The sequence below is a fragment of the Isoptericola sp. NPDC056134 genome (genome assembly GCF_042264825.1).
GTDB classification, from domain to species: domain Bacteria; phylum Actinomycetota; class Actinomycetes; order Actinomycetales; family Cellulomonadaceae; genus Isoptericola; species Isoptericola nanjingensis.
The window spans coordinates 2,810-24,086 of the sequence record NZ_JBHJVM010000033.1 but is presented as its reverse complement, the minus strand read 5'-3'; the positions used below and the strand labels follow the sequence as shown (position 1 = coordinate 24,086).

At 74.9% G+C, this 21,277-nt stretch carries 21 protein-coding genes; 9 read left to right on the top strand and 12 right to left on the bottom strand.

Annotated elements, in window-relative coordinates; genetic code table 11:
* Window positions 1–80: 80 nt before the first annotated feature.
* On the top strand, window positions 81–944 hold the full coding sequence (locus tag ACFCZN_RS19920) for a polyphosphate kinase 2 family protein (protein WP_430557912.1): 864 nt from the start codon (window positions 81–83) through the stop codon (window positions 942–944).
* 3 nt (window positions 945–947) lie between these two features.
* Here the strand turns inward: ACFCZN_RS19920 and ACFCZN_RS19915 are convergent, their stop codons facing one another.
* On the bottom strand, window positions 948–2,369 hold the full coding sequence (locus tag ACFCZN_RS19915) for a glycosyltransferase family 2 protein (RefSeq protein WP_430557911.1): 1,422 nt from the start codon (window positions 2,367–2,369) through the stop codon (window positions 948–950).
* The gene (gene wecB / locus ACFCZN_RS19910) at window positions 2,366–3,781 is read right to left on the bottom strand and encodes a non-hydrolyzing UDP-N-acetylglucosamine 2-epimerase (RefSeq protein ID WP_430557910.1); all 1,416 of its coding nucleotides are present in this window, start codon (window positions 3,779–3,781) and stop codon (window positions 2,366–2,368) included. Before wecB ends, ACFCZN_RS19915 begins: the two co-directional genes overlap by 4 nt.
* 124 nt (window positions 3,782–3,905) lie before the next feature.
* On the opposite strand from wecB, the gene ACFCZN_RS19905 reads away from it, so the two are divergent.
* Complete coding sequence (locus tag ACFCZN_RS19905; protein WP_429762664.1) at window positions 3,906–4,388, top strand: VOC family protein; 483 nt, start codon at window positions 3,906–3,908, stop codon at window positions 4,386–4,388.
* Between the two features lie 98 nt (window positions 4,389–4,486).
* Window positions 4,487–5,308, top strand: a complete 822-nt coding sequence (locus tag ACFCZN_RS19900) for an exodeoxyribonuclease III (protein WP_430557909.1) — start codon at window positions 4,487–4,489, stop codon at window positions 5,306–5,308.
* A gap of 64 nt (window positions 5,309–5,372) precedes the next feature.
* Here ACFCZN_RS19900 and ACFCZN_RS19895 read toward each other — a convergent pair whose 3' ends face one another.
* The 4 genes from ACFCZN_RS19895 to ACFCZN_RS19880 all read right to left on the bottom strand — a co-directional run bounded on the left by ACFCZN_RS19895 (window position 5,373) and on the right by ACFCZN_RS19880 (window position 9,855).
* Entirely contained in the window at window positions 5,373–6,662 is a 1,290-nt protein-coding gene (locus ACFCZN_RS19895) for an alkaline phosphatase (protein ID WP_430557908.1), read from the bottom strand.
* A gap of 125 nt (window positions 6,663–6,787) precedes the next feature.
* Window positions 6,788–8,023 (bottom strand): galactokinase, encoded by a 1,236-nt coding sequence (gene galK / locus ACFCZN_RS19890; RefSeq protein WP_430557907.1) that lies wholly within the window; start codon window positions 8,021–8,023, stop codon window positions 6,788–6,790.
* A 74-nt stretch (window positions 8,024–8,097) separates the two neighbouring features.
* On the bottom strand, window positions 8,098–9,252 hold the full coding sequence (locus tag ACFCZN_RS19885; protein WP_429762660.1) for a P-loop NTPase: 1,155 nt from the start codon (window positions 9,250–9,252) through the stop codon (window positions 8,098–8,100).
* 9 nt (window positions 9,253–9,261) lie between these two features.
* Window positions 9,262–9,855: an AAA family ATPase gene (locus ACFCZN_RS19880; protein ID WP_430557906.1), complete on the bottom strand. Its 594-nt coding sequence runs from the start codon at window positions 9,853–9,855 to the stop codon at window positions 9,262–9,264.
* 110 nt (window positions 9,856–9,965) lie between these two features.
* On the opposite strand from ACFCZN_RS19880, the gene ACFCZN_RS19875 reads away from it, so the two are divergent.
* On the top strand, window positions 9,966–10,766 hold the full coding sequence (locus tag ACFCZN_RS19875) for a maleylpyruvate isomerase N-terminal domain-containing protein (protein ID WP_430557905.1): 801 nt from the start codon (window positions 9,966–9,968) through the stop codon (window positions 10,764–10,766).
* A gap of 15 nt (window positions 10,767–10,781) precedes the next feature.
* Here ACFCZN_RS19875 and ACFCZN_RS19870 read toward each other — a convergent pair whose 3' ends face one another.
* Both ACFCZN_RS19870 and ACFCZN_RS19865 read right to left on the bottom strand, forming a co-directional pair.
* The gene (locus ACFCZN_RS19870) at window positions 10,782–11,282 is read right to left on the bottom strand and encodes a DUF1003 domain-containing protein (protein ID WP_429762657.1); all 501 of its coding nucleotides are present in this window, start codon (window positions 11,280–11,282) and stop codon (window positions 10,782–10,784) included.
* The gene (locus ACFCZN_RS19865) at window positions 11,275–12,546 is read right to left on the bottom strand and encodes a magnesium transporter MgtE N-terminal domain-containing protein (protein WP_429762656.1); all 1,272 of its coding nucleotides are present in this window, start codon (window positions 12,544–12,546) and stop codon (window positions 11,275–11,277) included. The genes ACFCZN_RS19870 and ACFCZN_RS19865 overlap by 8 nt, the downstream gene beginning before the upstream one ends.
* Window positions 12,547–12,647: 101 nt before the next feature.
* On the opposite strand from ACFCZN_RS19865, the gene ACFCZN_RS19860 reads away from it, so the two are divergent.
* On the top strand, window positions 12,648–13,502 hold the full coding sequence (locus ACFCZN_RS19860; protein WP_430557904.1) for a general stress protein: 855 nt from the start codon (window positions 12,648–12,650) through the stop codon (window positions 13,500–13,502).
* A 91-nt stretch (window positions 13,503–13,593) separates the two neighbouring features.
* Here the strand turns inward: ACFCZN_RS19860 and ACFCZN_RS19855 are convergent, their stop codons facing one another.
* From ACFCZN_RS19855 to ACFCZN_RS19845, 3 genes are all read right to left on the bottom strand, one after another.
* Window positions 13,594–14,124, bottom strand: a complete 531-nt coding sequence (locus tag ACFCZN_RS19855) for a hypothetical protein (RefSeq protein ID WP_430557903.1) — start codon at window positions 14,122–14,124, stop codon at window positions 13,594–13,596.
* A gap of 557 nt (window positions 14,125–14,681) precedes the next feature.
* On the bottom strand, window positions 14,682–16,241 hold the full coding sequence (locus ACFCZN_RS19850) for an aminopeptidase P family protein (protein ID WP_430557902.1): 1,560 nt from the start codon (window positions 16,239–16,241) through the stop codon (window positions 14,682–14,684).
* A 58-nt stretch (window positions 16,242–16,299) separates the two neighbouring features.
* A complete protein-coding gene (locus tag ACFCZN_RS19845) occupies window positions 16,300–17,154 on the bottom strand; it encodes an alpha/beta fold hydrolase (protein WP_430557901.1) in 855 nt (284 codons plus the stop codon).
* A gap of 174 nt (window positions 17,155–17,328) precedes the next feature.
* Between ACFCZN_RS19845 and ACFCZN_RS19840 the strand changes: the two genes are divergently transcribed.
* The 4 genes from ACFCZN_RS19840 to ACFCZN_RS19825 all read left to right on the top strand — a co-directional run bounded on the left by ACFCZN_RS19840 (window position 17,329) and on the right by ACFCZN_RS19825 (window position 20,870).
* Entirely contained in the window at window positions 17,329–18,192 is an 864-nt protein-coding gene (locus ACFCZN_RS19840; RefSeq protein ID WP_429762651.1) for a PHP domain-containing protein, read from the top strand.
* A gap of 13 nt (window positions 18,193–18,205) precedes the next feature.
* Window positions 18,206–18,844, top strand: a complete 639-nt coding sequence (locus tag ACFCZN_RS19835) for a MarC family protein (protein WP_429728043.1) — start codon at window positions 18,206–18,208, stop codon at window positions 18,842–18,844.
* 65 nt (window positions 18,845–18,909) lie between these two features.
* Window positions 18,910–19,686 (top strand): FadR/GntR family transcriptional regulator, encoded by a 777-nt coding sequence (locus tag ACFCZN_RS19830; protein ID WP_429762650.1) that lies wholly within the window; start codon window positions 18,910–18,912, stop codon window positions 19,684–19,686.
* Window positions 19,683–20,870: a CynX/NimT family MFS transporter gene (locus ACFCZN_RS19825; RefSeq protein WP_430557900.1), complete on the top strand. Its 1,188-nt coding sequence runs from the start codon at window positions 19,683–19,685 to the stop codon at window positions 20,868–20,870. The genes ACFCZN_RS19830 and ACFCZN_RS19825 overlap by 4 nt, the downstream gene beginning before the upstream one ends.
* 7 nt (window positions 20,871–20,877) lie before the next feature.
* Here the strand turns inward: ACFCZN_RS19825 and ACFCZN_RS19820 are convergent, their stop codons facing one another.
* Window positions 20,878–21,174 (bottom strand): DUF1905 domain-containing protein, encoded by a 297-nt coding sequence (locus ACFCZN_RS19820; RefSeq protein ID WP_430557899.1) that lies wholly within the window; start codon window positions 21,172–21,174, stop codon window positions 20,878–20,880.
* Window positions 21,175–21,277: the final 103 nt, after the last annotated feature.

Sequence of the window (21,277 nt, the reverse complement as noted above, 5' to 3'; positions counted from 1 at the left end):
AGGCCGCACTGGATGCGGCCTCGTCCGGGCCTCTCTATCTCGGCGGGTTCGCTTCTCTATCTCGGCGCATCATGGGACCCATGGTCGCGAGAAGCCAGCGTGGGTGGTCGGGCGAGCCGGGCGAGCTCCTGAGGGTGGGGCCGGGGTTCCGCCTCGCGGACGTCGACCCGGACGCGAAGCCCGGGTACGACGGGAAGAAGAAGGACGGAGCGGCCGACCTGCTCGCCGGCGAGCAGGAGCTCGACGAGCTGCAGGAGCGCCTGTACGCCCAGAGCCGCGAGGACCCGTCCGCGCCGGCCGTGCTGCTCGTGCTGCAGGCGATGGACTCGGCGGGCAAGGGCGGGATCGTGCGCCACGTCATCGGCGCCACGGACCCGCAGGGCGTGCACCTCGTGGCGTTCAAGAAGCCGACGCCGCAGGAGCTGGCGCACGACTTCCTCTGGCGGGTCGAGAAGGAGGTCCCCGAGGCCGGGTACATCGGCGTCTTCGATCGCTCGCACTACGAGGACGTGCTCATCGGGAGGGTGCGCGAGCTCGCGCCCCCGGAGGAGATCGAGCGGCGGTACGGTGCGATCAACGCGTTCGAGTCCGAGCTCGTCGCGCGCGGCACCCGCATCGTCAAGGTGATGCTGCACATCTCGCCCGAGGAGCAGAAGGCGCGGCTCGGCGAGCGCCTCGAGCGCCCCGACAAGCACTGGAAGTACAACCCCGGCGACGTCGACGAGCGCCTGGAGTGGCCCCGCTACATGGAGGCCTTCCAGGCCGTCTTCGAGCGCACCTCCACCGACCACGCGCCCTGGTACGTCGTCCCCGCGAACGCCAAGTGGTACGCCCGCCTCGCCGTGCAGGCGCTGCTGCTGGACGCGCTCGAGGACATCGACCCGCAGTGGCCCGCCGCGACGTTCGACGTCGAGCACGAGAAGGCGCGCCTCGCGGCGTCGTGACGCTCAGCCCGCCGGGGCCGGCCCGGCCGCCTGCTCGACGTCGTCGGGCAGGTTGGCGTCGAGCGGCTCGCGGTCGGTCTTGGTCCACGTGCGCCGCCCGGCGAGCTCGCGGACCAGCGCCACCGTGACGACCGGCCACAGCAGCCAGGTGTAGAGCATGTACGGGATCAGCCCGAACACCGCCCGCAGCAGCGGGTGCCGCCCCGGCTCGTCGGTCATGAGCAGGGACAGGAAGCTCGGCACCAGGGCGATCGTCGCGAAGAACACCAGCGACGGCCACCACCCGGAGACGAACGGGACGTCGCCGAACAGCCAGAACGCCAGCGACAGCACCAGGCCGAGCCCCATGAGGAGCTGCAGCAGCGGCATCAGCAGGTAGGCGAGGTGGTCGACGCGGGCGCCGACCGACACCGGCGCCCGCAGCGCGCCCCGCAGCAGGCCGAACGCCTGCCAGTTCCCCTGTGCCCAGCGCACGCGCTGCTTGACCAGGCGGCGCATGCTCGTCACGCCCTGCTGGTCGACGGTCGTCAGGACCGTCTGGCGACCGCGCCAGCCGGCACGGACCAGCCGCACGCCGATGTCCTGGTCCTCGGTGAGGCGGTCGCGCCACGGGCCGCGCTCGATCCCCGGCGGCAGGTTCTCCGTGACGACGACGTCGTCCAGCGCCGCGAGCCGCACGTACTGCCCGTTGCCGCCCATGTTCGCCGTGCCCCACGCCGACCGCCCGAGCTGGTAGACGTACGCCATGACGCCGAACTCCACGTCCTGGCCCCAGGTGAGGTAGTGCCGGCGGTTGTAGATGCGCACCAGGGCCTGCACGCCGCCCACCCGCTCGTCGGTGAACGCGCCGGCCAGCGCCCGCGGCGCGTCGGCGGGGATGCGCCCGTCGGCATCCACGACGCCGACGACGACGCGCGTCGTCGGCCAGCGGGCGTACCGCCCGGTGAGGACCTCGTCGTGGACGAACTCCCACGCGTCGTCGAGACCCGCGGACTTGCCCACGCGGGCGTTCGGCAGCTCGCGGCGCAGCACCTGGAGCTCGGGCACCCGGGCCCGCAGCTCGGCGAGGACCTCGGGCGTGCGGTCGTCCGAGCCGTCGTCGATGACGACGATCGCCTTGTGCGTGGCCTCGACGGCGACGAGGCGGCCCACGCTGTCGGCGATCGTCACCTCCTCGTTGAGCGCGGGCACGACGAAGACCCACAGGTAGTCCTCCTCGTGCGCGGACTCGACGGCCTCGCGCTGGCGCCGGCGCTCGAACCACGCGCGGACGACGAGCCAGACGATCACGCAGAACGTGACCAGCGTCAGGGCGAGCAGGAACCACATGAGCACCTGCACGCCCACCGGCATGCCGCGGTACGGGTCCCACCACGGCGCCGTCGTGGCCACGGTGGTCGCGGCCGTCGTCGCCAGGCCGGTCACTCGGCGGCCCGCTCGGGCGCGGCGCCGGACGACGTGCCGGGCGGGGCGTCGTACGGGTCGACCGTCGACCTCGGGGCGATGACGACGTCCTCGAGGTCCTGCGGGACGCGGTCCACCGGGCTGGGCTCGCGCACGAACTCCGGCCCGTCGACGGCGTCGGTGCGGTGGAACCCGGCCCACTCCAGCACCTGGGCGCGCACGAAGCCGGGGCCCGACGTGCGGGGCACGGGGGAGTTGAAGACCAGGTGCTCCAGGGCGTCGACGATGCGCTCGGCGGAGCGCCCGTCCCCGTACGGGTTGGGCTGCCGCGAGAACGCGGCGTGCGCCGCCGGGTCGGTGAGCACCCGGGTGGCGGCGTCGACGATCGTGTCGGCGTCGGTGCCGACGAGCTCGAGGGTGCCCGCCTCGACGCCCTCGGTGCGCTCGGTGGTGGTGCGGGCGACGAGCACCGGGACGCCGAGCGCCGGCGCCTCCTCCTGGATGCCGCCGGAGTCGGTGATCACCAGGGTCGAGCGAGCGAGCAGGCGGGCGAACGTGTGGTACTCCATGGGCGCCGTGAGGGTCACGGCGTCGACGTCGCCGAGCTCGTCGCGCACGGTCTGCGCGACCCGGGGGTTCGGGTGCACCGGCACGACGAAGCGGACGCCCGGGTGGGCGTCCGCGAGCCGGTGGACGGCCCGAGCGATGCTCGCGATGCCCTCGCCCCAGTTCTCGCGGCGGTGCGCGGTGACGGTGACGACGCGCGACGTCGCGTCGTCCTCCAGCCACGCCAGCTCGGGCCGCCCGTAGGGCACCTCGCGCGCGGCGGCCCACTGCAGCGCGTCGATGCCGGTGTTGCCGGTGACGAACGTGCGCCCGATGTCGACGCCCTCGCGCACGAGGTTCTGCACGTTGCTGCGCGTGGGGGCCGCGTGGAAGGAGGCGATGCGCGCGACGAGCTGGCGGTTGAGCTCCTCGGGGAACGGCGAGAGCGTCGTGCCGGTCCGCAGCCCGGCCTCGACGTGGACCACCGGGATGCGCAGGTGGAACGCGGCGACGGCGGCCGCCGCCGCGCTGGAGGTGTCGCCGTGCACGATGCAGGCCGCGGGGTAGTGGTCCTCGCGGATGCGCCCGGTGATCCGCTCGGGCGGCGGCCCGTACCGGCCGGCGACGAACTCGTCCAGCCCGGCGATCACCGACGACGAGAGCTGGTTGAGCGTCAGCCCCGGGCGGCCCACGCCGAGGTCGCCGGCGATCTCGCACCCGGCCTCCTGCAGCACGTAGTCCACGAGCTCCTTGTGCTGCCCGGTCGTGACGACGACCGGGCGCAGGCGCGGGTGGTCCTGCAGGCGCTGGATCAGCGGGAACAGCTTGATCGCCTCCGGGCGGGTGCCCAGCACGACCAGGATCTCGGGGCTGACGGGAAGCGGCATGTCTCTACCTTCGTCGAGCGGGGTGGCGGTGGTGCGCCGACACCGATGAGTTCCGGTTCGCCCGCGGGTCGGAAGGGTGCTGCACCGGCCGCGAGGGGACGGTGCCCGTCAGGAGGGAGCGGCCATGGTGACCGCACGCACGCACCTGTGGTTCGGGAACAACCGCGCGCACGAGGCGGCGGCCTTCTACGCCGAGCACATCCCGGGGTCGTCGGTGGAGTCGGTGCTCACGTCGCCCGAGGGGGTGCCGGGGGCGGCCGCCGGCGAACCGTTCGTCGTCGAGTTCACGGTAGCCGGGCTTCCTGTGACCGGCCTGAACGCGGGCCCCGAGTTCACGCTGAACGAGGCGTTCAGCTTCTACCTGCGCGTGGACTCGCAGGAGGAGGTGGACCGGTACTGGGACGTGCTCACGTCCGAGGGCGGCGAGCCGGGGCCCTGCGGCTGGTGCAAGGACAAGTTCGGCATCTCCTGGCAGGTGATCCCGAAGCAGCTCGAGGAGCTGTCCGGCGACTACTCGACCGAGGCGAACCTGCGCACCATGAACGCGATGCTGAAGATGGGCAAGATCGACGTCGCCGGGCTGGAGGCCGCCTACCGCGGGGAGTGACGCACCCGACGCCCGCGGCCGCTGGAGGTGTCGGCATCCCGTGACGGGGTTGCGGGCTCGACCGAAGGTCGATGGCGCCGTGTGATCAAATGGCCGGCGTGCTGACCGTCGCCACCGCCAACGTCAACGGCATCCGTGCCGCCTTCCGCCGCAACATGGACGCCTGGATCGCCGCCCGCACCCCCGACATCCTGCTGCTGCAGGAGGTCCGCGCGCCCGACGAGCTGGTCCACGAGTACCTCGAGGGCTGGCACGTCGCCCACCTGCCCAGCGATCTCAAGGGCCGCGCGGGCGTGGCCGTCGCGTCGCGCCTGCCGCTGCACGCGGTCCGGGTCGGCCTCGCCGCCCACGGACCGGACGGCGAGTCCGAGCCGCCCGTGGACACCGGCCGCTGGGTGGAGGCGGACGTCGAGCTGCCGGACGGCGGCCTGCTCACCGTCGTCTCCGCCTACCTGCACTCCGGGTCCAACGCCCCGGGCCAGGAGCACACGATGGCGGCCAAGTACGCGCACCTCGACAAGGTCACCGCGCGCCTGGCCGAGCTCGCCGCGGCCGAGCACCCCGCGGTCGTCGCCGGGGACCTCAACATCGCCCACCGGAACGAGGACATCGCGAACTGGAAGGGCAACCTCAAGAGCGCGGGATTCCTGCCGCAGGAGCGGGCGTACGTCGACCGGTGGCTCGACGAGCTCGGCTGGGCCGACCTCGGCCGCGCGCACGGCGGCGAGGGCCCCGGGCCCTACACCTGGTGGTCGTGGCGCGGGCAGTCGTACGTCAACGACCGCGGGTGGCGCATCGACTACCAGCTCGCCAACGCCGCGCTGGCGCCGCGCGCCGTCAAGGTCGAGGTCGACCGTGCGCCCACCTACGAGGAGCGTTGGTCCGACCACGCCGCCGTCGTCGTCACGTACGACCTGTAGCCCGGCGCCGCCGGTCGAGCCTGTCGAGACCACGGTCCGGGTCTCGACGGGCTCGACCGACGGGCTACCTCCGGGGGAACATCGCCCGCTGCACGGCGTCGTGTACGTCGGTGTTGAGCTGCGGACCGGAGAGTCGCTCGGCGCCCGGCCCCTGCGCGGTGATCGGCGTGGCCTCGCCCGTGTGCCCGCCGGTGGTCCAGTCGACGGTGAACTCGAGGTCCGTCCCCGGGACGGGGAAGGGGCCGTCCTCGGCGGTCCGGCCCTCACCGGACTCGTCCTCGGGGTCGACGTTCTCGATCGCGAGACCGCCCGTGGCGTGGTCGCCGACGACGAGCACCAGCGTGTCGCGGTGCTTCTTCTGGAAGTCGAGGGCGAGGGCGACGGTCTCGTCGAGGGACCGGCCCGCCTCGATGGTGCGCGTCGCGTTGCTCTGGTGGGCGAACTCGTCGATCGCCTCCTCCTCGAGGAACAGGAAGAAGCCGTCGCGGTCGCGCTGGAGCACGTCGAGCGCCTTGGCGGCCATGTCGACCAGCGGCACCTCGGGGGAGTAGACGTCGCCCTCGCCCTCGTTCGCCTGCTGGAACATCTCCTCGTTCGCGAACAGCCCGAGCAGCTTGCGGCCGTCCGCGTCGGCGAGGCCGTCCGCGTCGCTCACGTAGGTGTACCCGAGCTCCTGCGCCCGCTCGACGAGGTTGCCCTTCGTGCCCTTGCTCTGCTCCTCCGGGTCCTCGGTGGGGTTGTCGGGCCACGCCCCGGGCTCGCCCTCGGGGTACCAGAAGTCCTCGCCCCCGCCCAGTAGGACGTCGGGGCGGGACTCCTCCAGGTACTGCCGCGCGATCTCGCTCTGGTCGTACCGGTCGGTGACGTGCGCCCCGAACGCGGCGGGGCTCGCGTCGGTGACCTGCGCCGTCGAGACGAGGCCGGTGGCCTTGCCGGCGCGCCTCGCGTCCTCGAGCAGGGTGGGGACCGGGTCGCCGTCGACGTCGACGCCCACGGCGCCGTTGAACGTCCGCACCCCGGTGGCGAACGCGGTCGCGCCGGCGGCCGAGTCGGTCACCGCGTCCTCGGGATCGGCGGAGTCGGTCGCGGTCCAGCCGGCCTCGTCGAGCGAGTCCATGACGAGGTGGCCGTCCTTGCCCACGGTCGCCAGGCGGATCAGCTCCCGGGCCGCCAGGCCCATGCCGTCGCCCTGGAGCACGATGACGTTCCGCGCCCGGTCCCTGTCGTGCCGTCCGTCGTGCCCGCCGCGCCCGCGGTCGTCACCGCCGGCCGTCGCGCCGACGGCCGTCCCTGCGGCGACCACTGCCGTGAGCGCCGCCGCTCCGACGCGGCGCATCGTGGTGCGTGCTGCCATCGCTCCTCCTCGAACGATCGAGCCCGGCGACGTCGTGCCGCCGCGCCCCCGCACCGTAGGCAGGTGCCCGCGTCACCGGCATCCGGGGGGAGGAACCGCAGGTCGCGCGCGGTCAGGCGGCCCGGTCAGGCGGTGCGGCCCGCCGGCGCCGACGGCGGCGCGAGGAGGAATCCCGGCGCCCGCAGCCCGGCGGCGTCGAACGCGTCCTGCACGGCCGCGGCGACCGTGTCGACGGCGTCCGCGCGTACCAGCGCGATCGCCGAGCCGCCGAAGCCGCCGCCCGTCATGCGCGCGCCGAGCGCGCCCGCGGCCAGCGCGGCGTCGACGACGAGGTCCAGCTCGCGGGCGGAGACCTCGTAGTCGTCCCGCAGCGACGTGTGGGACGCGACCATCAGCGGCCCGACCTCGTCCGCACGCCCCGCCGCGACGAGGTCGCGGAACCGCGCCGTGCGGTCGATCTCGGTGACCACGTGCCGCACCCGGCGGGCCAGGACCCCGTCGGGGTCGTGCGGCCCGAGAGCGGCGAGCGTCTCGTCCAGGCGGGCCGGGTCGACGTCACGCAGGGTCTCGACGCCGAGCAGCGCGGCCGCGCGCTCGCAGGTCGCCCGGCGCTCGGCGTACTGGCCGTCGACGAGCGCGTGCTCCGCGCGGGTGTCCACGACGAGCAGCGTGAGGCCCGCGGCCGCCAGGTCGAACGGCACGGGCGTGCCGGACTCCAGCGCGGACAGGCCGGGCCGCGAGTCGACGAGCAGCGCGTGCCCCGCGGTGGCGCGCAGCGACGCGGCCTGGTCCATGCCGCCCGTCGGGGCGCCGGCGATCTCGTTCTCCGCGCGCACGCAGGCCGTGACGAGGGCCGCGCGGCCCGCGTCGTCCGCCGCGAGCCCGAGGTCGCCCGTCTCGTCGAGGGCCACGGCGACGGCGCACTCCAGCGCGGCCGACGACGACAGCCCCGCTCCGAACGGCACGCACGAGTCGACGACGGCGTCGAAGCCGCGCACCGGGTGGCCGTCCTGGGCGAGCGCCCACGCGACGCCCGCGACGTACGCGCCCCAGCCCGTCACCGCGCCCGGCGCGACGTCGGCCAGCCGCGCCGTCCAGACCTCGCCGGGCGCCTGCGCCGACCCGAGGCGCACGACGTCGTCGTCCCGGTGCCGCAGCGCGACGTACGTGCGGTGCGGCAGCGCGGTCGGCAGCGCCAGGCCGCCGTTGTAGTCGGTGTGCTCGCCGATGAGGTTGACCCGGCCCGGGGCGGACCAGACGCCGTCGGGCGCGCCGTCGCCGAAGACCCGGGCGAACAGGTCGCGGACGCGGCGGGCCCCCTCGTCGTCGGACCAGGACTCGAGCCACTCGGGCGTGCTCATGGCGGGGACAGCTCCTTCGCAGGGGTGGACCGGGTGGTGGCGCCGGCGGGGCGCCCGGGCGAGGCTACCGTGCGTCAGCCCTGGACGGGGCTGAGGTTCAGCCGCATGCCCGCGAGGCCGCGCGACCGGGCGGCCAGGGAGCGGGCGACGTCGCGCAGCACGCGCGCCCCGGCGGAGTCCGGGTCGCTGAGCACCACGGGCGTGCCGTCGTCGCCGGCCGCGCGGACCGCGACGTCGAGCGGCACCTGGCCCAGCAGCGGCACCGGCGTGCCGAGCGTGGCGCCCAGCCGGTCCGCGACCCGCCGGCCGCCGCCGGAACCGAACACCTCGAGCCGCGACCCGTCCGGCTGCTCGAGCCAGGACATGTTCTCCACCACGCCGACGACGCCCTGCGACGTCTGGGTGGCGATCGACCCGGCGCGCTCCGCGACCTCCGCCGCTGCGGCCTGCGGCGTCGTCACGACGACGATCTCGCTGCCGGGCAGCAGCTGCGCCACCGAGATGGCGATGTCGCCGGTGCCGGGCGGCAGGTCGAGCAGCAGCACGTCCAGGTCGCCCCAGAACACGTCCGCGAGGAACTGCTCCAGCGCGCGGTGCAGCATCGGCCCGCGCCACACGACCGGCTGCCCCTCGGGCACGAACATCCCGATCGACACGACCTTCACGCCGTGCTCGATCGGGGGCAGCAGCATCGAGTCCACGCGGGTGGGCTGGCGGTCCACGCCGAGCATGCGGGGGATCGAGAAGCCGTAGATGTCGGCGTCCACGACGCCGACGTTCAGCCCGTCGGCCGCCATCGCGGCCGCGAGGTTCGCCGTCACGCTCGACTTGCCCACGCCGCCCTTGCCGGACGCGATCGCGTACACCTTGGTGAGCGAGCCGGGTTGGGCGAACGGGATCACGGGGTCGCCCGCGCCGCCGCGCAGCTGCGAGCGCAGCGACTGCCGCTGCTCCGGGGTCATGACGCCGAGCTGCACGTCCACGCCGGTCACGTCGTCGAGCGCCTCGACCGCGGCGGTGACGTCGCGCACCAGCGTGCCCTTCATGGGGCAGCCGGCCACCGTGAGGTCCACGCCCACCGTGACGCGGCCGTCCTCGGCCACGTCCACCGAGCGGACCATGCCCAGGTCCGTGATGGGCCGGCGGATCTCCGGGTCGACCACCGACGTCAGGGCGGTGCGGACGCGGTCGGTCAGCGGTGCGGGGCCGTCGGGGGAGCCGGTGGTCATGCCTCGATCCTAGGCGCGGCGGGCGGCGGCACCGGTGCGTCGTGGGTCACGGCCGGACAGTGCCGTCGTGACCCGGAGGGCCAGCGCACCGACGTCCACCGGGCGGGTCGTGTCCTGCCGCACCACCGGGCCGAGCGCGAGCGGCGCCGCCCCGGCGGACCAGGTCGCCCACTCGGCCGTCAGGTCCCGGTCGTCGGCGTGCACCGGGTGGCGGCCCGGGCGGGACTCGTAGCGTCCGCGCGCGACGTCGGGCGGCACGTCGCACCACACCTCGACGACGGCGTCCGCGCCCGCGGTCGCGAGCCCGCGCAGCGCGTGGTCCAGGTCGCGCGGCCGGAACCACCACGACTCGACGACGACGCGCGGCAGCGGCGCCGCGGCCAGGCGCCACACCGCCTCCATCGCCGCCGCCCCGACGACGGGCGCCCCGACGACGGAGGTCGCGGCCAGGGACGGCGCGCCCGGCCGGACGGCGTCGGCCAGGGCCTCCTTGACGGCGTCCTTGCTCAGCCACGGCGCGCCGAGGCGAACGGCGAGCGGGCCTGCCAGCGTCGTCTTGCCCGACCCGGGCAGCCCGTTGACCAGCACCACCTGTCGCGCCATGCCGTCGCCTCCTCCGGCCGCCGTCCGAGCCCCGCGATCGGGAGGATACCGGGCCGCACGGACGGCACGGCGTCGCGCGGCGCAGGGTGCTCGGGGCTACGTTGACCTGCATGGATGCGATGGCCTCCCTGGCTCGGGACTCGGTACTGCTCGTGGCGGCCGTGCACGCCGCCCCCGCCGACGCCGAGGTGCCGGCCTGCCCGGGGTGGACCGCCGACGACCTGGGCTTCCACGTCGCGTCGGTGCAGTCCTTCTGGGCGTCCGTGGTGGGCCGCGAACCGGGGACCGGCCTGCAGGCAGGCGACGTCGTCCCGCCCGAGCGGCCCGCGGGCGACGCCGCCCTCGCCGCGCTGCTGCACGACGCGACGGCGCACCTCGTCGCGGCGCTCGCGGGCCGCGACCCGCGCGAGCCGTGCTGGTCCTGGCACCCCGACGGTCACACCGTCGGGTGGGTGACCCGCCGCCAGCAGCACGAGGCGCTCGTGCACCGCGTCGACGCCGAGCAGGCGGCGGGCCGCGGGGTCACGCCGCTCGACCCCGAGATCGCGGCCGACGGCGTGGACGAGGTGCTCGACGTCCTGCTCGGCGGGCACCCGGGCTGGACGACCTTCACGCCGGCGGGCGGCGCCGTCGCCGTCGTCGTGGACGCCCCCGGCGAGGCGCCCCGGCGCTGGGACGTGGAGCTCGGGCGCGTGCGGGGGACCGGGCCGGAGTCCGGCCGGGAGTACGACGTGCCCGGCGGGCGCCTGGTCCATCCCGACGGCGAGCCCGCCGCCGTCGTCGCGGGCGCCGCCGCCGACCTCGACCTGTGGCTGTGGGGGCGTGGTACGGCCGAGTCGCTCCGGGTCACCGGCGACGCCGCGGCCGTCGAGGCGCTGCGCGCCGCCGCCGCCGCCGACGCCATGCAGTGAGGGCGGCGTCCCGCGTCAGGAGGCGTCCCGGCCTCGCCCCGACTCCTTCTCGTCCAGCTCCTCGAGCAGGTTCCTGATCTCGGAGCGGACGAAGTCGCGCGTCGCGACCTCGCCCAGCGCGATCCGCAGCGCCGCCATCTCCCGGGCCAGGTACTCCGTGTCGGCGAGGTTGCGCTCCGCGCGCTGCCGGTCCTGCTCCGCGGTGACGCGGTCGCGGTCGTCCTGCCGGTTCTGCGCGAGCAGGATGAGCGGCGCGGCGTAGCTCGCCTGCAGCGACAGCACGAGGGTCAGCGCGGTGAACCCGTTCGACGCGGAGTCGAACCGCAGCGCCTCCGGGCCCCAGGAGTTCCACGCCAGCCACAGCGCGCAGAACACCGTCAGGTAGATGAGGAAGCGCGGCGTGCCCAGGAAGCGGGCGATGCCCTCCGTGGCGCGGCCCACCGCGTCCTGGTCCATCTGCGGCCGGGGGATGAGGGTGCGGCGGGCCTCCTTCGGCTGGTCGAGGCGGTCAGCCACGCGGCACCTCCTCGAGGTTCTCGTCGACGTGCTCGCGCCAGTCGTCCGGGAGGATGTGGTCGAGCACGTCGTCCACGGAGACCGCGCCGAGCAGCCGCTTCTCGCCGTCGAGGACGGGCAGCGCGAGCAGGTCGTAGGCCGCGAGCAGGCGGGTCACCCGGCCCACCGGCGCGTCCGGCGTCAGCCACTCCGTGTCCGTGTCCAGCACCGACCCGACCGACGCGTGCGGGGGCTCGCGCAGGAGCCGCTGGAAGTGCGCGACGCCGAGGAAGCGGCCCGTGGGCGTCTCCAGCGGCGGCCGCACCACGAACACCATCGACGCCAGCGCCGGCGGCAGGTCCTGCTTGCGGATCTGCGCCAGCGCGGTCGCGATCGAGGTCTCCGGGCCGAGGATCACCGGCTCGGTGGTCATGAGACCGCCGGCCGTGTCCTCGTCGTAGGACAGCAGGCGGCGCACGTCCTTGGCCTCCTCCGGCTCCATGAGCTCCAGGAGGCGGGCCGCCTGCTCGTCGGGCAGCTCGTTGAGCAGGTCGGCGGCGTCGTCGGGCTGCATGGCCTCGAGGACGTCCGCGGCACGGTCGGAGTCCAGGCGGGACACGATGGCGACCTGGTCGTCCTCCGGCAGCTCCTCGAGCACGTCGGCCAGGCGCTCGTCGTCGAGCGCGCTCGCCACCTCGAGGCGCCGGGTGTCGCCCAGCTCGTGCAGCACGTCCGCCAGGTCCGCCGGGCGGAGGTCCTCGTACGCCTCCAGCAGCTTCGTGGCCCCCTGCTCCTCGGTGGAGCCGGCCAGCCCGGTGACGGCGGTCACCGGGACGACGAGCGTCTCCCCGCGCCGGCGCAGCGACAGCCCGCGGGCGGGTTGCTTGCGGCGCACGAAGAGCTGGTCCACCAACCAGTCGCCCGTGCGCTGGCGCGTGATGGACAGGTCCTCGACCGTGGCCTCGCCGGAGCCGTCCGTGAAACGCACGGTCCGGTCCAGCAGCTCGCCCAGCACCAGCGACTCCATGGCGCGCTGCTCGAACCGGCGCATGTTGAGCAGGCCGGTGGAGATCACCTGGCCCGCGTCGATCGCGGTGACCCGCGTCAGCGGGAGGAAGACGCGTCGCCGGCCGGGGACCTCGACGACCAGCCCCACCGCACGGGGCGCGCCCTTGGCGCGGACCAGCACGACGGCGTCGCGCACGCGCCCCACCTCGTCACCGATCGGGTCGAAGACCTGGGTGCCGGCGAGGCGTGCCATGAAGACCCTGGTTGCCGCGCTCACGTCGGTCAGCCTACGCGGGGCGGGCCCGTCGGGCCTGGTAGCGGGCGTGCGGCGCGGGTGGTGTGGTGGTGCGGGGCCCGCGACTGGGCCAGACTGGGCGGATGAGCTTCAGCCGCCCGAACGCCGTGCCCCGCGTCCCGACCCTCCCGGCGGGCGACGAGGTCGCCGCGTACGACACGTACCTCGAGGCCCAGCAGGCCGTCGACTACCTGTCGGACCACAAGTTCGCCGTCGAGCACGTCACCATCGTCGGCACCGACCTGCGCATGGTCGAGCGCGTCACCGGGCGGCTCTCGTACGGCCGCGTCGCGCTCGCGGGCGCCCTGTCGGGTGCGTGGTTCGGCTTCTTCGTCGGCCTGCTGCTCAGCCTCTTCGGCGGTGCCGGCATGGGCGGCGTGCTGCTCGTCGGCATCGGCCTGGGTGCCGGCTTCGGCCTCCTGTTCTCGGTGCTGTCCTACGCGCTGACCGGCGGGCGTCGGGACTTCACGTCGTCGTCGCAGATCGTCGCGTCGACCTACGCCATCCTCTGCGCCGCCGAGCAGGCCGGCGAGGCCCGGTCCATGCTCCGGGAGTCCCCGGGCGGGCTCGGCAAGGCGCGTCGTGGTGCGGCCACCGCCACCCCGCCGGTGGGGTCGCCCACCGTCGGCGCGCCGGCCGCGCCGGCCGCGCCCGTGGCTCCCGCCGCGCCGCGCACGCCCGATCCCCGCTGGACCACCCCCAGCGGGGCCCCGCGGTACGGCGCGATGCGGCCCGCCGGGGAGCAGGCCCCTTCGCCGGAGCCCCAGAATCCCGCGGTGCAGAGCGCTGCGCCCCAGAGCCCCGCGCCGCAGGACACGGAGCCGCAGGGCCCCCCGCCGGGCACCCACCAGACGGAGCCCCGGCAGCAGCAGGAGGGCGACCCGGAGCAGCCGAAGGCGCCGGAGCACGACGACCCGTACCGCCCGCCGCAGCCCTGAGTCGCCCTGCCCATCAGTTCGGCAGCCCCTTCATCTGGTCGACACGTCGGCCTGCCGAAGAGATCGATGCGCTGCCGAACTGAACCCACGCTCACGGCGGTGCCGGCAGCAGCGGGTGCTGCCGGAGCGTCCGTCGGAGCTCCTCCGGGAAGCGTGCGGTCAGAGCTCGCGCGACCTCGCCGAGGCGGGAGGGGCCGACGGCCGTCACCCGCGCGGGGTTGATGCCGGTCGCACGGATGGCATCAAAGCGCTCCTTCTCCCGCAGGAGCTCCTGGGCGGCGTCGTGGCCGGGCCGCACGCCGCCGTCGCGGTACTTCACCAGTCCGTCGAACTCCGCGTACACGGACCAGTCCGGCCAGCCGAGGTCGCAGTGGAAGACGCCGCGTGCGGTGGTGATCGGCGCCTGGGTGATCGGCCGGGGCAGGCCGGATCGCAGCGCCAGGTACCGGAGCCAGGTCTCCCACGCGGAGTCGGCGCCGGCGTCCGCATGGTCCAGGACCCACCTCGCCCGGCGCGTGCCGTTGCGCCGGCGCGTGACCCCGAGAGCGGCACGGCACTCGTCGAGGTCGACGCCCCGTGCCAGGGCGTGGTCGGCGATCACCAGGCCTTCGAGGGGATGCATCGATCGGGCACAGTCCGCCACCGTGCGCGAGAGGGTCGTGACGGGCAGGCCGACCTGGTCCACGCGGTGTGCGGGGGGGCACCGTGCTCAGGTGCCGGGCGAGGTCCGCAGCCGCGCCCCCTGACCGGCGGTACGCCTGCACGACGTGCGTCACGGCGGGGACCCGCCACAGCCGGAGACCGTGGAGCAGGGCGGCAGTCTCGTGGCTGAAGACGTGGTCCGCGTCGAGCTGGCGATGAGCGGCCGCGGCGAGCGCACGGGCGCGGCGTCGTGCCGTCTGGAGCCGGTGCTCGTCGCGGGGCTCCTCGACCGTGCGGTATGCGCCGCGACGCAGCCGCTCGAGGTCACCGGCGCGCCGCGCCTGGTCCAGCACGTGGCGCTGGAGCTCGCCCGCGAGAATCACCGGCTCGTCGTCGATCATGCGGACGAGAGTGCCGCAGTGTCCCGCCGTCCGGCGGCGGCCTGTGGACGGTCGCCGTCCGTTCGGCAGCAGATGGATCTCTTCGGCATGCTCACGTGTCGAAGAGATCCACCCGGTGCCGAACGGACGAGCGGGATCAGCCGCGCAGGCGCGCCATCCAGGCCTCGACGTCCTCGGGGCGGCGGGGGAGGGCGGCGGACAGGTTCTCGTTGCCGTCGGCGGTGACCAGCACGTCGTCCTCGATGCGCACGCCGATGCCGCGGTACTCCTCGGGCACGGCGAGGTCGTCGGCCTTGAAGTACAGCCCCGGCTCGATGGTGAAGACCATGCCGGGCTCGAGCACGCCGTCCAGGTAGAGCTCGCGGCGCGCCTGCGCGCAGTCGTGCACGTCCAGGCCGAGGTGGTGGCTGGTGCCGTGCACCATCCAGCGGCGGTGCTGCTGGCCCTCGGTGGAGAGGGACACCTCGGCGGTGACGCCGTCGGGCAGCAGGCCCCACTCCTCGAGGCGGGCGGCGATGACCTCCATCGCGGCGGCGTGGATGTCGCGGAACTTCGTGCCGGGCTTCGCGACGGCGAACGCGGCGTCGGCGGCGTCGAGCACGGCGGTGTAGATGCGGCGCTGGACGTCGGTGAACTCGCCGTCCACGGGCAGGGTGCGCGTGATGTCGGCGGTGTAGAGGGAGTCGACCTCGACGCCGGCGTCGAGCAGCACGAGCTCGCCGGTGCGGACCACGCCGTCGTTGGTGATCCAGTGCAGCGTGGTGGCGTGCTCGCCGGCGGCGGCGATGGTCTCGTAGCCGACGGTGTTGCCCTCGAGGCGGGCGTGCGCGTCGAACGTCGTCTCGATGACGCGCTCTCCGCGGCGGTGCGCGACGGCCTGGGGCAGCGCCGGCACGACCTGCTCGAAGCCCTCGATGGTGCGGGCCACGGCCTCGCGCAGGTGCTCCAGCTCGAGCGCGTCCTTCACCAGGCGGATCTCCGACGTCGCCTCGACGAGGGACTCGTCGTCCGCCTCCGCCTCGACGCCGGCCTCCTCGCGGATGGCCTCGACGAGCGTCTCGATGCTCTCGTCCGCACCGGTCACGACCAGCACGCGCACGCCGTCGGCGCCGACGTCCTTGGCCAGCGCGTCGCGCAGCTCGTCGACGTGGCGGGCCTCGACGCCGGTGAGCGTCGTGACGTCGTCGAGCGAGGGCCGCGCGCCCACCCAGAACTCGCCGTAGCGGGAGTCGGCGTAGAACTCCTCGGTGTCGCGGGCCGCGAGCGGGCGCACGTACAGCACGGCGTGGTGGTGGGTGCCGTTGCCGCTGCCGTCGGGGTCGCCCTCGCCGTCGGCCACGGGGTGGAGCACGAGCACGGCGTCGGGCTCCTGGTCGGTGCCGAGGCCCGTGAGGTGCGCGAACGCGGAGTGCGGGCGGAACCGGTAGTCGGTGTCGTTGGAGCGCACCTTGAGCGGCCCGGCAGGGACCACGAGGCGGGCGCCAGGGAAGCGGGCGGACAGCTTCGCGCGGCGCTCGGCCGTGTACGGCACGGCCTCGCCGGGCTCGACGCCGAGGTCGGCGCGCTCGCCCCACTGCGAGGTGATGAACGACTTGAACGCCTCCGAGACGGGGCGCTGGGAACGGTTGCTGCCGCGTTCCTCGGTGCTCGCGGGGGCGGTGGGCGCGGTCTCGTCGACGGGGGTGGTGTCGGTCATGGTTCCCAGTGTCCCACCCGCGCGGAGGGCCCGGCCCGGCCCCCGGCGACGGGGCCGGTCAGGCGCGCGCGAAGTCGTGCAGCGCCCGCGTGAGCACCTGGTTGAAGGCGGCGGGGGCGTCGGAGTTGACGTCGTGGCCGGCGTCCGGGACCACGACGAGCGCGCCCCGCTCGGCGGCCGCCACGTGCCGCGACTCCTCGAGCCGCATCCGGTCCCGCGCGCCGTTGACGAACCACACGGGCACGCGCAGGGCCCGCGTGCTGGCCACCGACGAGCGGCCGGCGAGGTGCGTGAGCGCGTCGGTGACGATGTCCCAGCCCGGCCGCGGGACGGTGTCGCCCAGGAGCGCCGCGACCTCGAGCCCGCCGGCGCGCGACCGGCCGCCGGTGAGTGCCGAGCGCCAGGCGAGACCGGCGTCGCGCAGTCCGCGCCGCACCGCCGTCGTGCCGGTGACGGCGAGGTGCGCGACGTCGCGGAACAGCGCCACGGGCTTGCCCTTGGGGTCGGACGAGCAGCCCGCCGCGACGACGCCGGCGAGCGGCGAACCGGCGCCGGCGGTCGCCTGGTGCGCCGCCCACGCGAGCGACGTGTACCCGCCGAGCGAGAGGCCCACGACGACGACGGGCCGGCCGGCGCCGAACGACCCGGCCGCCTCGTCGAGCACCTCGAACGCGCGGGGCATGGAGAACCTCTCCCGGTGGAGCGCGCCGTGCGCGGGCAGGTCGACGGCGACGGCGTCGTGCCCCGCGTCGCGCACGTGCTCCACCTGCCGCTCCCAGATGGCCGACGACGTGCGCATGCCGTGCACGAAGACGATCCCGGCACGCGGCGGTGCGGGGTCGGCGCCGAGGACGGTACCGAGCGCGGCGGGCACGGCGGGGGCAGGGGTGGCATCGGTGCTGGGGAGGTTCATCGCGAACGATGCTGCCCTGCCGGTCGGGGCGTGTGGGGGGAGGCGACGGCGGGCGGGGTGGAGAGGTTGTGCCCATTCCTTCACGGGGCCGGGGCGGCGGGAGTGTCCGACGTCGCACCGTGCGGAGGTCGTTTCGGGCGTGCGGGCGCGTGGCGCTCCCTAGAATCGGTGATCGTGACGCCGCCCCGGATCGACCTCCACGCCCACTCGCGGGCCTCCGACGGCACGGACTCCCCGCGCGGCGTGCTCGAGGCGGCTGCCGGTGCCGGACTGGACGTCGTCGCCCTCACCGACCACGACACGACCGCCGGCTGGGCCGAGGCCGCCGACGCCGTCGTGACGACCGGCGTGGCGCTGGTGCGCGGCACCGAGATCTCCACGCGCGTCACGACCGAGGGCGGCAGCATCAGCGTGCACCTCCTGTCCTACCTGCACGACCCCGAGGACGCCGTCCTGCGCGCCGAGTGCGACCGCACCCGCGACGACCGCCTCACGCGGGCCCGGCGCATGACCGAGCGGCTCGCGGAGGACTTCCCGCTGACGTGGGACGACGTCGTCGCGCAGACGGGCGACGACGCGACGGTGGGCCGCCCGCACCTCGCGGACGCGCTGGTCGCGGCGGGCGTCGTGGCGTCGCGGGACGAGGCGTTCGCCACGATGCTGCACCCGGGCGCGCGCTACTACGTGCCGCACTACGCCCCGGACACGGACGCCGCGGTGCGGGCGGTGCTGGGCGCGGGCGGGGTGCCCGTCATGGCGCACCCGGGCGCCGGGGCGCGCGGCCGCACCGTGAGCGAGGAGACGATCGCGGCGCTCGCCGCGGCGGGCCTCGCCGGGCTCGAGGTGGACCACCGCGACCACGACGCGGCCACCCGCGACCGGCTGCGCGGCCTGGCGGGGGAGCTGGGGCTGCTCGTCACGGGCTCCAGCGACTACCACGGCACGGGGAAGCTCAACCGCATCGGGGAGCGCACGACCGCTCCCGAGGTGCTCGCACGGATAGAGGAACGAGGTCTGCTGGACGTGATCCGACCATGAGCGCGGTGCGACGGTGAGCGCGGTGCTGGACACCGCGCTGTTCACCGAGGTGTTCGTCACCCTGTTCGTCATCATGGACCCGCCCGGCACGGTGCCCGTGTTCCTGGGGCTGACGTCGGCGATGGGGGCCAAGCAGCGCAACCGCGCCGCGCGCCAGGCGATCCTCGTCGCGTTCGGCGTCATCGTGGTCTTCGCGCTGTTCGGCCAGCAGGTGCTGCACTACATGGGCATCACGCTGCCGGCGCTGCAGGCCTCCGGGGGTCTGCTGCTGCTCCTCATCGCGATGGAGCTGCTCACGGGCAAGATGGAGGAGCCGTCGCCGTCGGGCAACAAGGGCGTCAACGTGGCGCTCGTGCCGCTGGGCACGCCGCTGCTGGCGGGGCCGGGCGCGATCGTCGCGACGATGGTGTTCGTCCAGCAGACCCGGGTGTCGGACGACGGCGGCGCGCCGCAGCTGATCGCCATCGCGGTGGCGATCGTGCTGGTGCACGTGTGCCTGTACCTGTCGATGCGGTTCGCGAACGTCATCCACCGGGTGCTGCGGGAGTCGGGCGTCACGCTGGTGACGCGCATCGCGGGCCTGCTGCTGGCCGCGATCGCGGTGCAGCAGATCGCCACGGCGGTCACCGAGTTCGTCAAGATGGCGCAGTAGCGCCCGGGGTGCGGCCGTCCGGCCGGACCCCCGCGATCGTAAACATGGGATGTTAGGGTCTTTGGGTGTCCGAGCCCGTCGTGCCCCCGACCACGCCCATGACGTCGCCGATCTCCCCGCCCCGCAAGGTCTCCGAGCTCGTCGTCGAGCACCTGACCGACCTCGTCGAACGGGGGGAGTGGCCCGTCGGGTCCCGCATCCCCGCCGAGCCCGAGCTCGTCGCCCAGCTCGGCGTCGGGCGCAACACGGTCCGCGAGGCCGTGCGTGCCCTGGAGCACGCCGGCATCCTCGAGCCGCGGCGCGGCGACGGCACCTACGTGCGCGCCGCCAGCGGCCTGGACGCCGCCATCGGGCGCCGGGCGCGCACCTCCGACGCGCTGCAGGTGCTCGAGGTGCGCTCCGTGCTCGAGCGCGGGGCCGCGCGCGTCGCCGCCGGCCGGGTCGCCGCGGGCGGGCACGGCGACGGCGCCCTCGCTGCGCTGCGGACGGCGCTCGACCGGCAGGAGGCCGCTGCCCGCGAGGGCGGCGAGGACGACTTCCGGGCCGCCGACGTCGCCTTCCACGCCGAGCTCGTGCGCTCCGCCGGGAACGCCCTGCTCGCCGAGCTCTACGACGGCATCGACCACGTGCTCGTCCGGACCCTCGCCACCGACGCCCACGGCCGGCACCACCGCGACGTGCCCGGCCACCGCGAGGTCGTCGACGCCGTCGCCGCCGGGGACCCCGACGCCGCCGAGCGCGCGGTCGAGGCCACGATGGCCGCGGTCCATGCCCATCTCGTCGACCGGGCGGACGCCACGGCGGCGCCGTCGTCCGGCACGACGACGGAGGTGGACGCGTGAGCCTCCGTCGCCCGCTCGGGGCGGGGGCCGTCGTCGCCATCGTCCTCGCCGCGCTCAACCTCCGCCCCGGTGTCGTCGCCGTCTCGCCCCTGCTGGGCGAGATCCTCGCGGAGGAGGGGCTCAGCGCCACCGCCGGCGGCGTCCTCACGACGCTGCCCGTCCTCTGCTTCGGGCTCCTCGCCCCCGTGGCGCCCGGGCTGGCCCGCCGCGTCGGCCTGGAGCGCGCCCTGTTCGGCAGCCTCGTGGTGCTGTGCCTCGGCTTCGCGCTGCGGCTCGTGCCCGGGATCGCCCCGCTGCTGGTGGGCACGCTCGCCGTGGGCTCCGCGATCGGGCTCGGCAACGTGCTGCTGCCCGCCCTGATCAAGCGCGACTTCGCCGACCGGGTCGGCCTCATGACCGCGTTGTACTCCATGGCCCTGTCGGGCGGCGCGGCGCTCGCCGCCGGCCTCACCGTGCCGATCGCCACGGCCACCGGCATGGACTGGCGCGCCGCGCTCGCGTCGTGGGGGCTGCTCGCCGTGCTCGGCGCCGTCGTCTGGGCGCCGCGCGCGCTGCGCTCGACCGGCGTGGTCGCCACCCGCCGGCCGCCGGGCGCCACCCCCGCCGACGCCGTGCGGTCGGTGTGGCGCAGCCCGCTGGCCTGGGCAGTCACCGTGCTGATGGGCACGCAGTCGCTGTCGTTCTACGCCGTGAACGCGTGGCTGCCGGAGATCTTCGTCGCCGCGGGCCGGAGCGTCGCGGTGGGCGGCTGGCTGCTCGCGCTGACCAACCTGCTCGGCATCGTCGGCTCGTTCGTCACGCCCGTGCTCGCGGGCCGCATGCGGCGGCAGCGGGGGATCGGCGTCGTCATCGTCGCGCTCATCACCACCGGCCTGGTCGGCCTGATCCTCGCGCCCGACGCCGCCGTGCTGTGGGTCGTGCTGCTCGGCCTCGGCCAGGGGGGCGGCATCAGCCTGGCGCTGACCCTCATGGCCCTGCGCACCGAGAACGCCGCGCGCACGTCCGAGCTGTCGGGCATGGCGCAGAGCGCGGGCTACGTGCTGGCCGCCTGCGGCCCGCTCGGCCTCGGCGTGGCCCACGACGCCACCGGATCGTGGACCGCGCCGCTGGTGCTGCTCGTCGTGGCGTCGTTGGTGCAGGGTGTGGCGGCCTGGTTCGCCGGGCGGGACGAGATCGTCCGCTGACGCGCGCTCAGAGGCCCACGGGCTCGAGCGTGACGTGCACGTTCGCGCCCGGCTCGAGGCCCTCGGCCACGCGTACCGCCTTCTTCATCGGCAGCACGTAGCCCCGCTGCTCGTCGCTGGGGAACACCGACGTCGACCAGGTCGTGGCGCCGACGGTGACGGTGACCTTGATCGACCCGAAGCCGCGCGGCGGCAGGGGAAGCTCGGCGAGGGTGTCGGACTCCTCCGGCGGCACCGTGACGAACCACCACGAGTCCGTGCGGACCTGCCACTGCCACAGCGGGGCGGAGAACGTCAGGCGCATGCCGGCCACGCTACGACCCGCCCCGGACATGGATCGAGCGTGGTGGAGGGATCTTCGGAAAGGGAGGCGGGGGGAACGTTCAGACATTCTGCGCGCGCCAGGG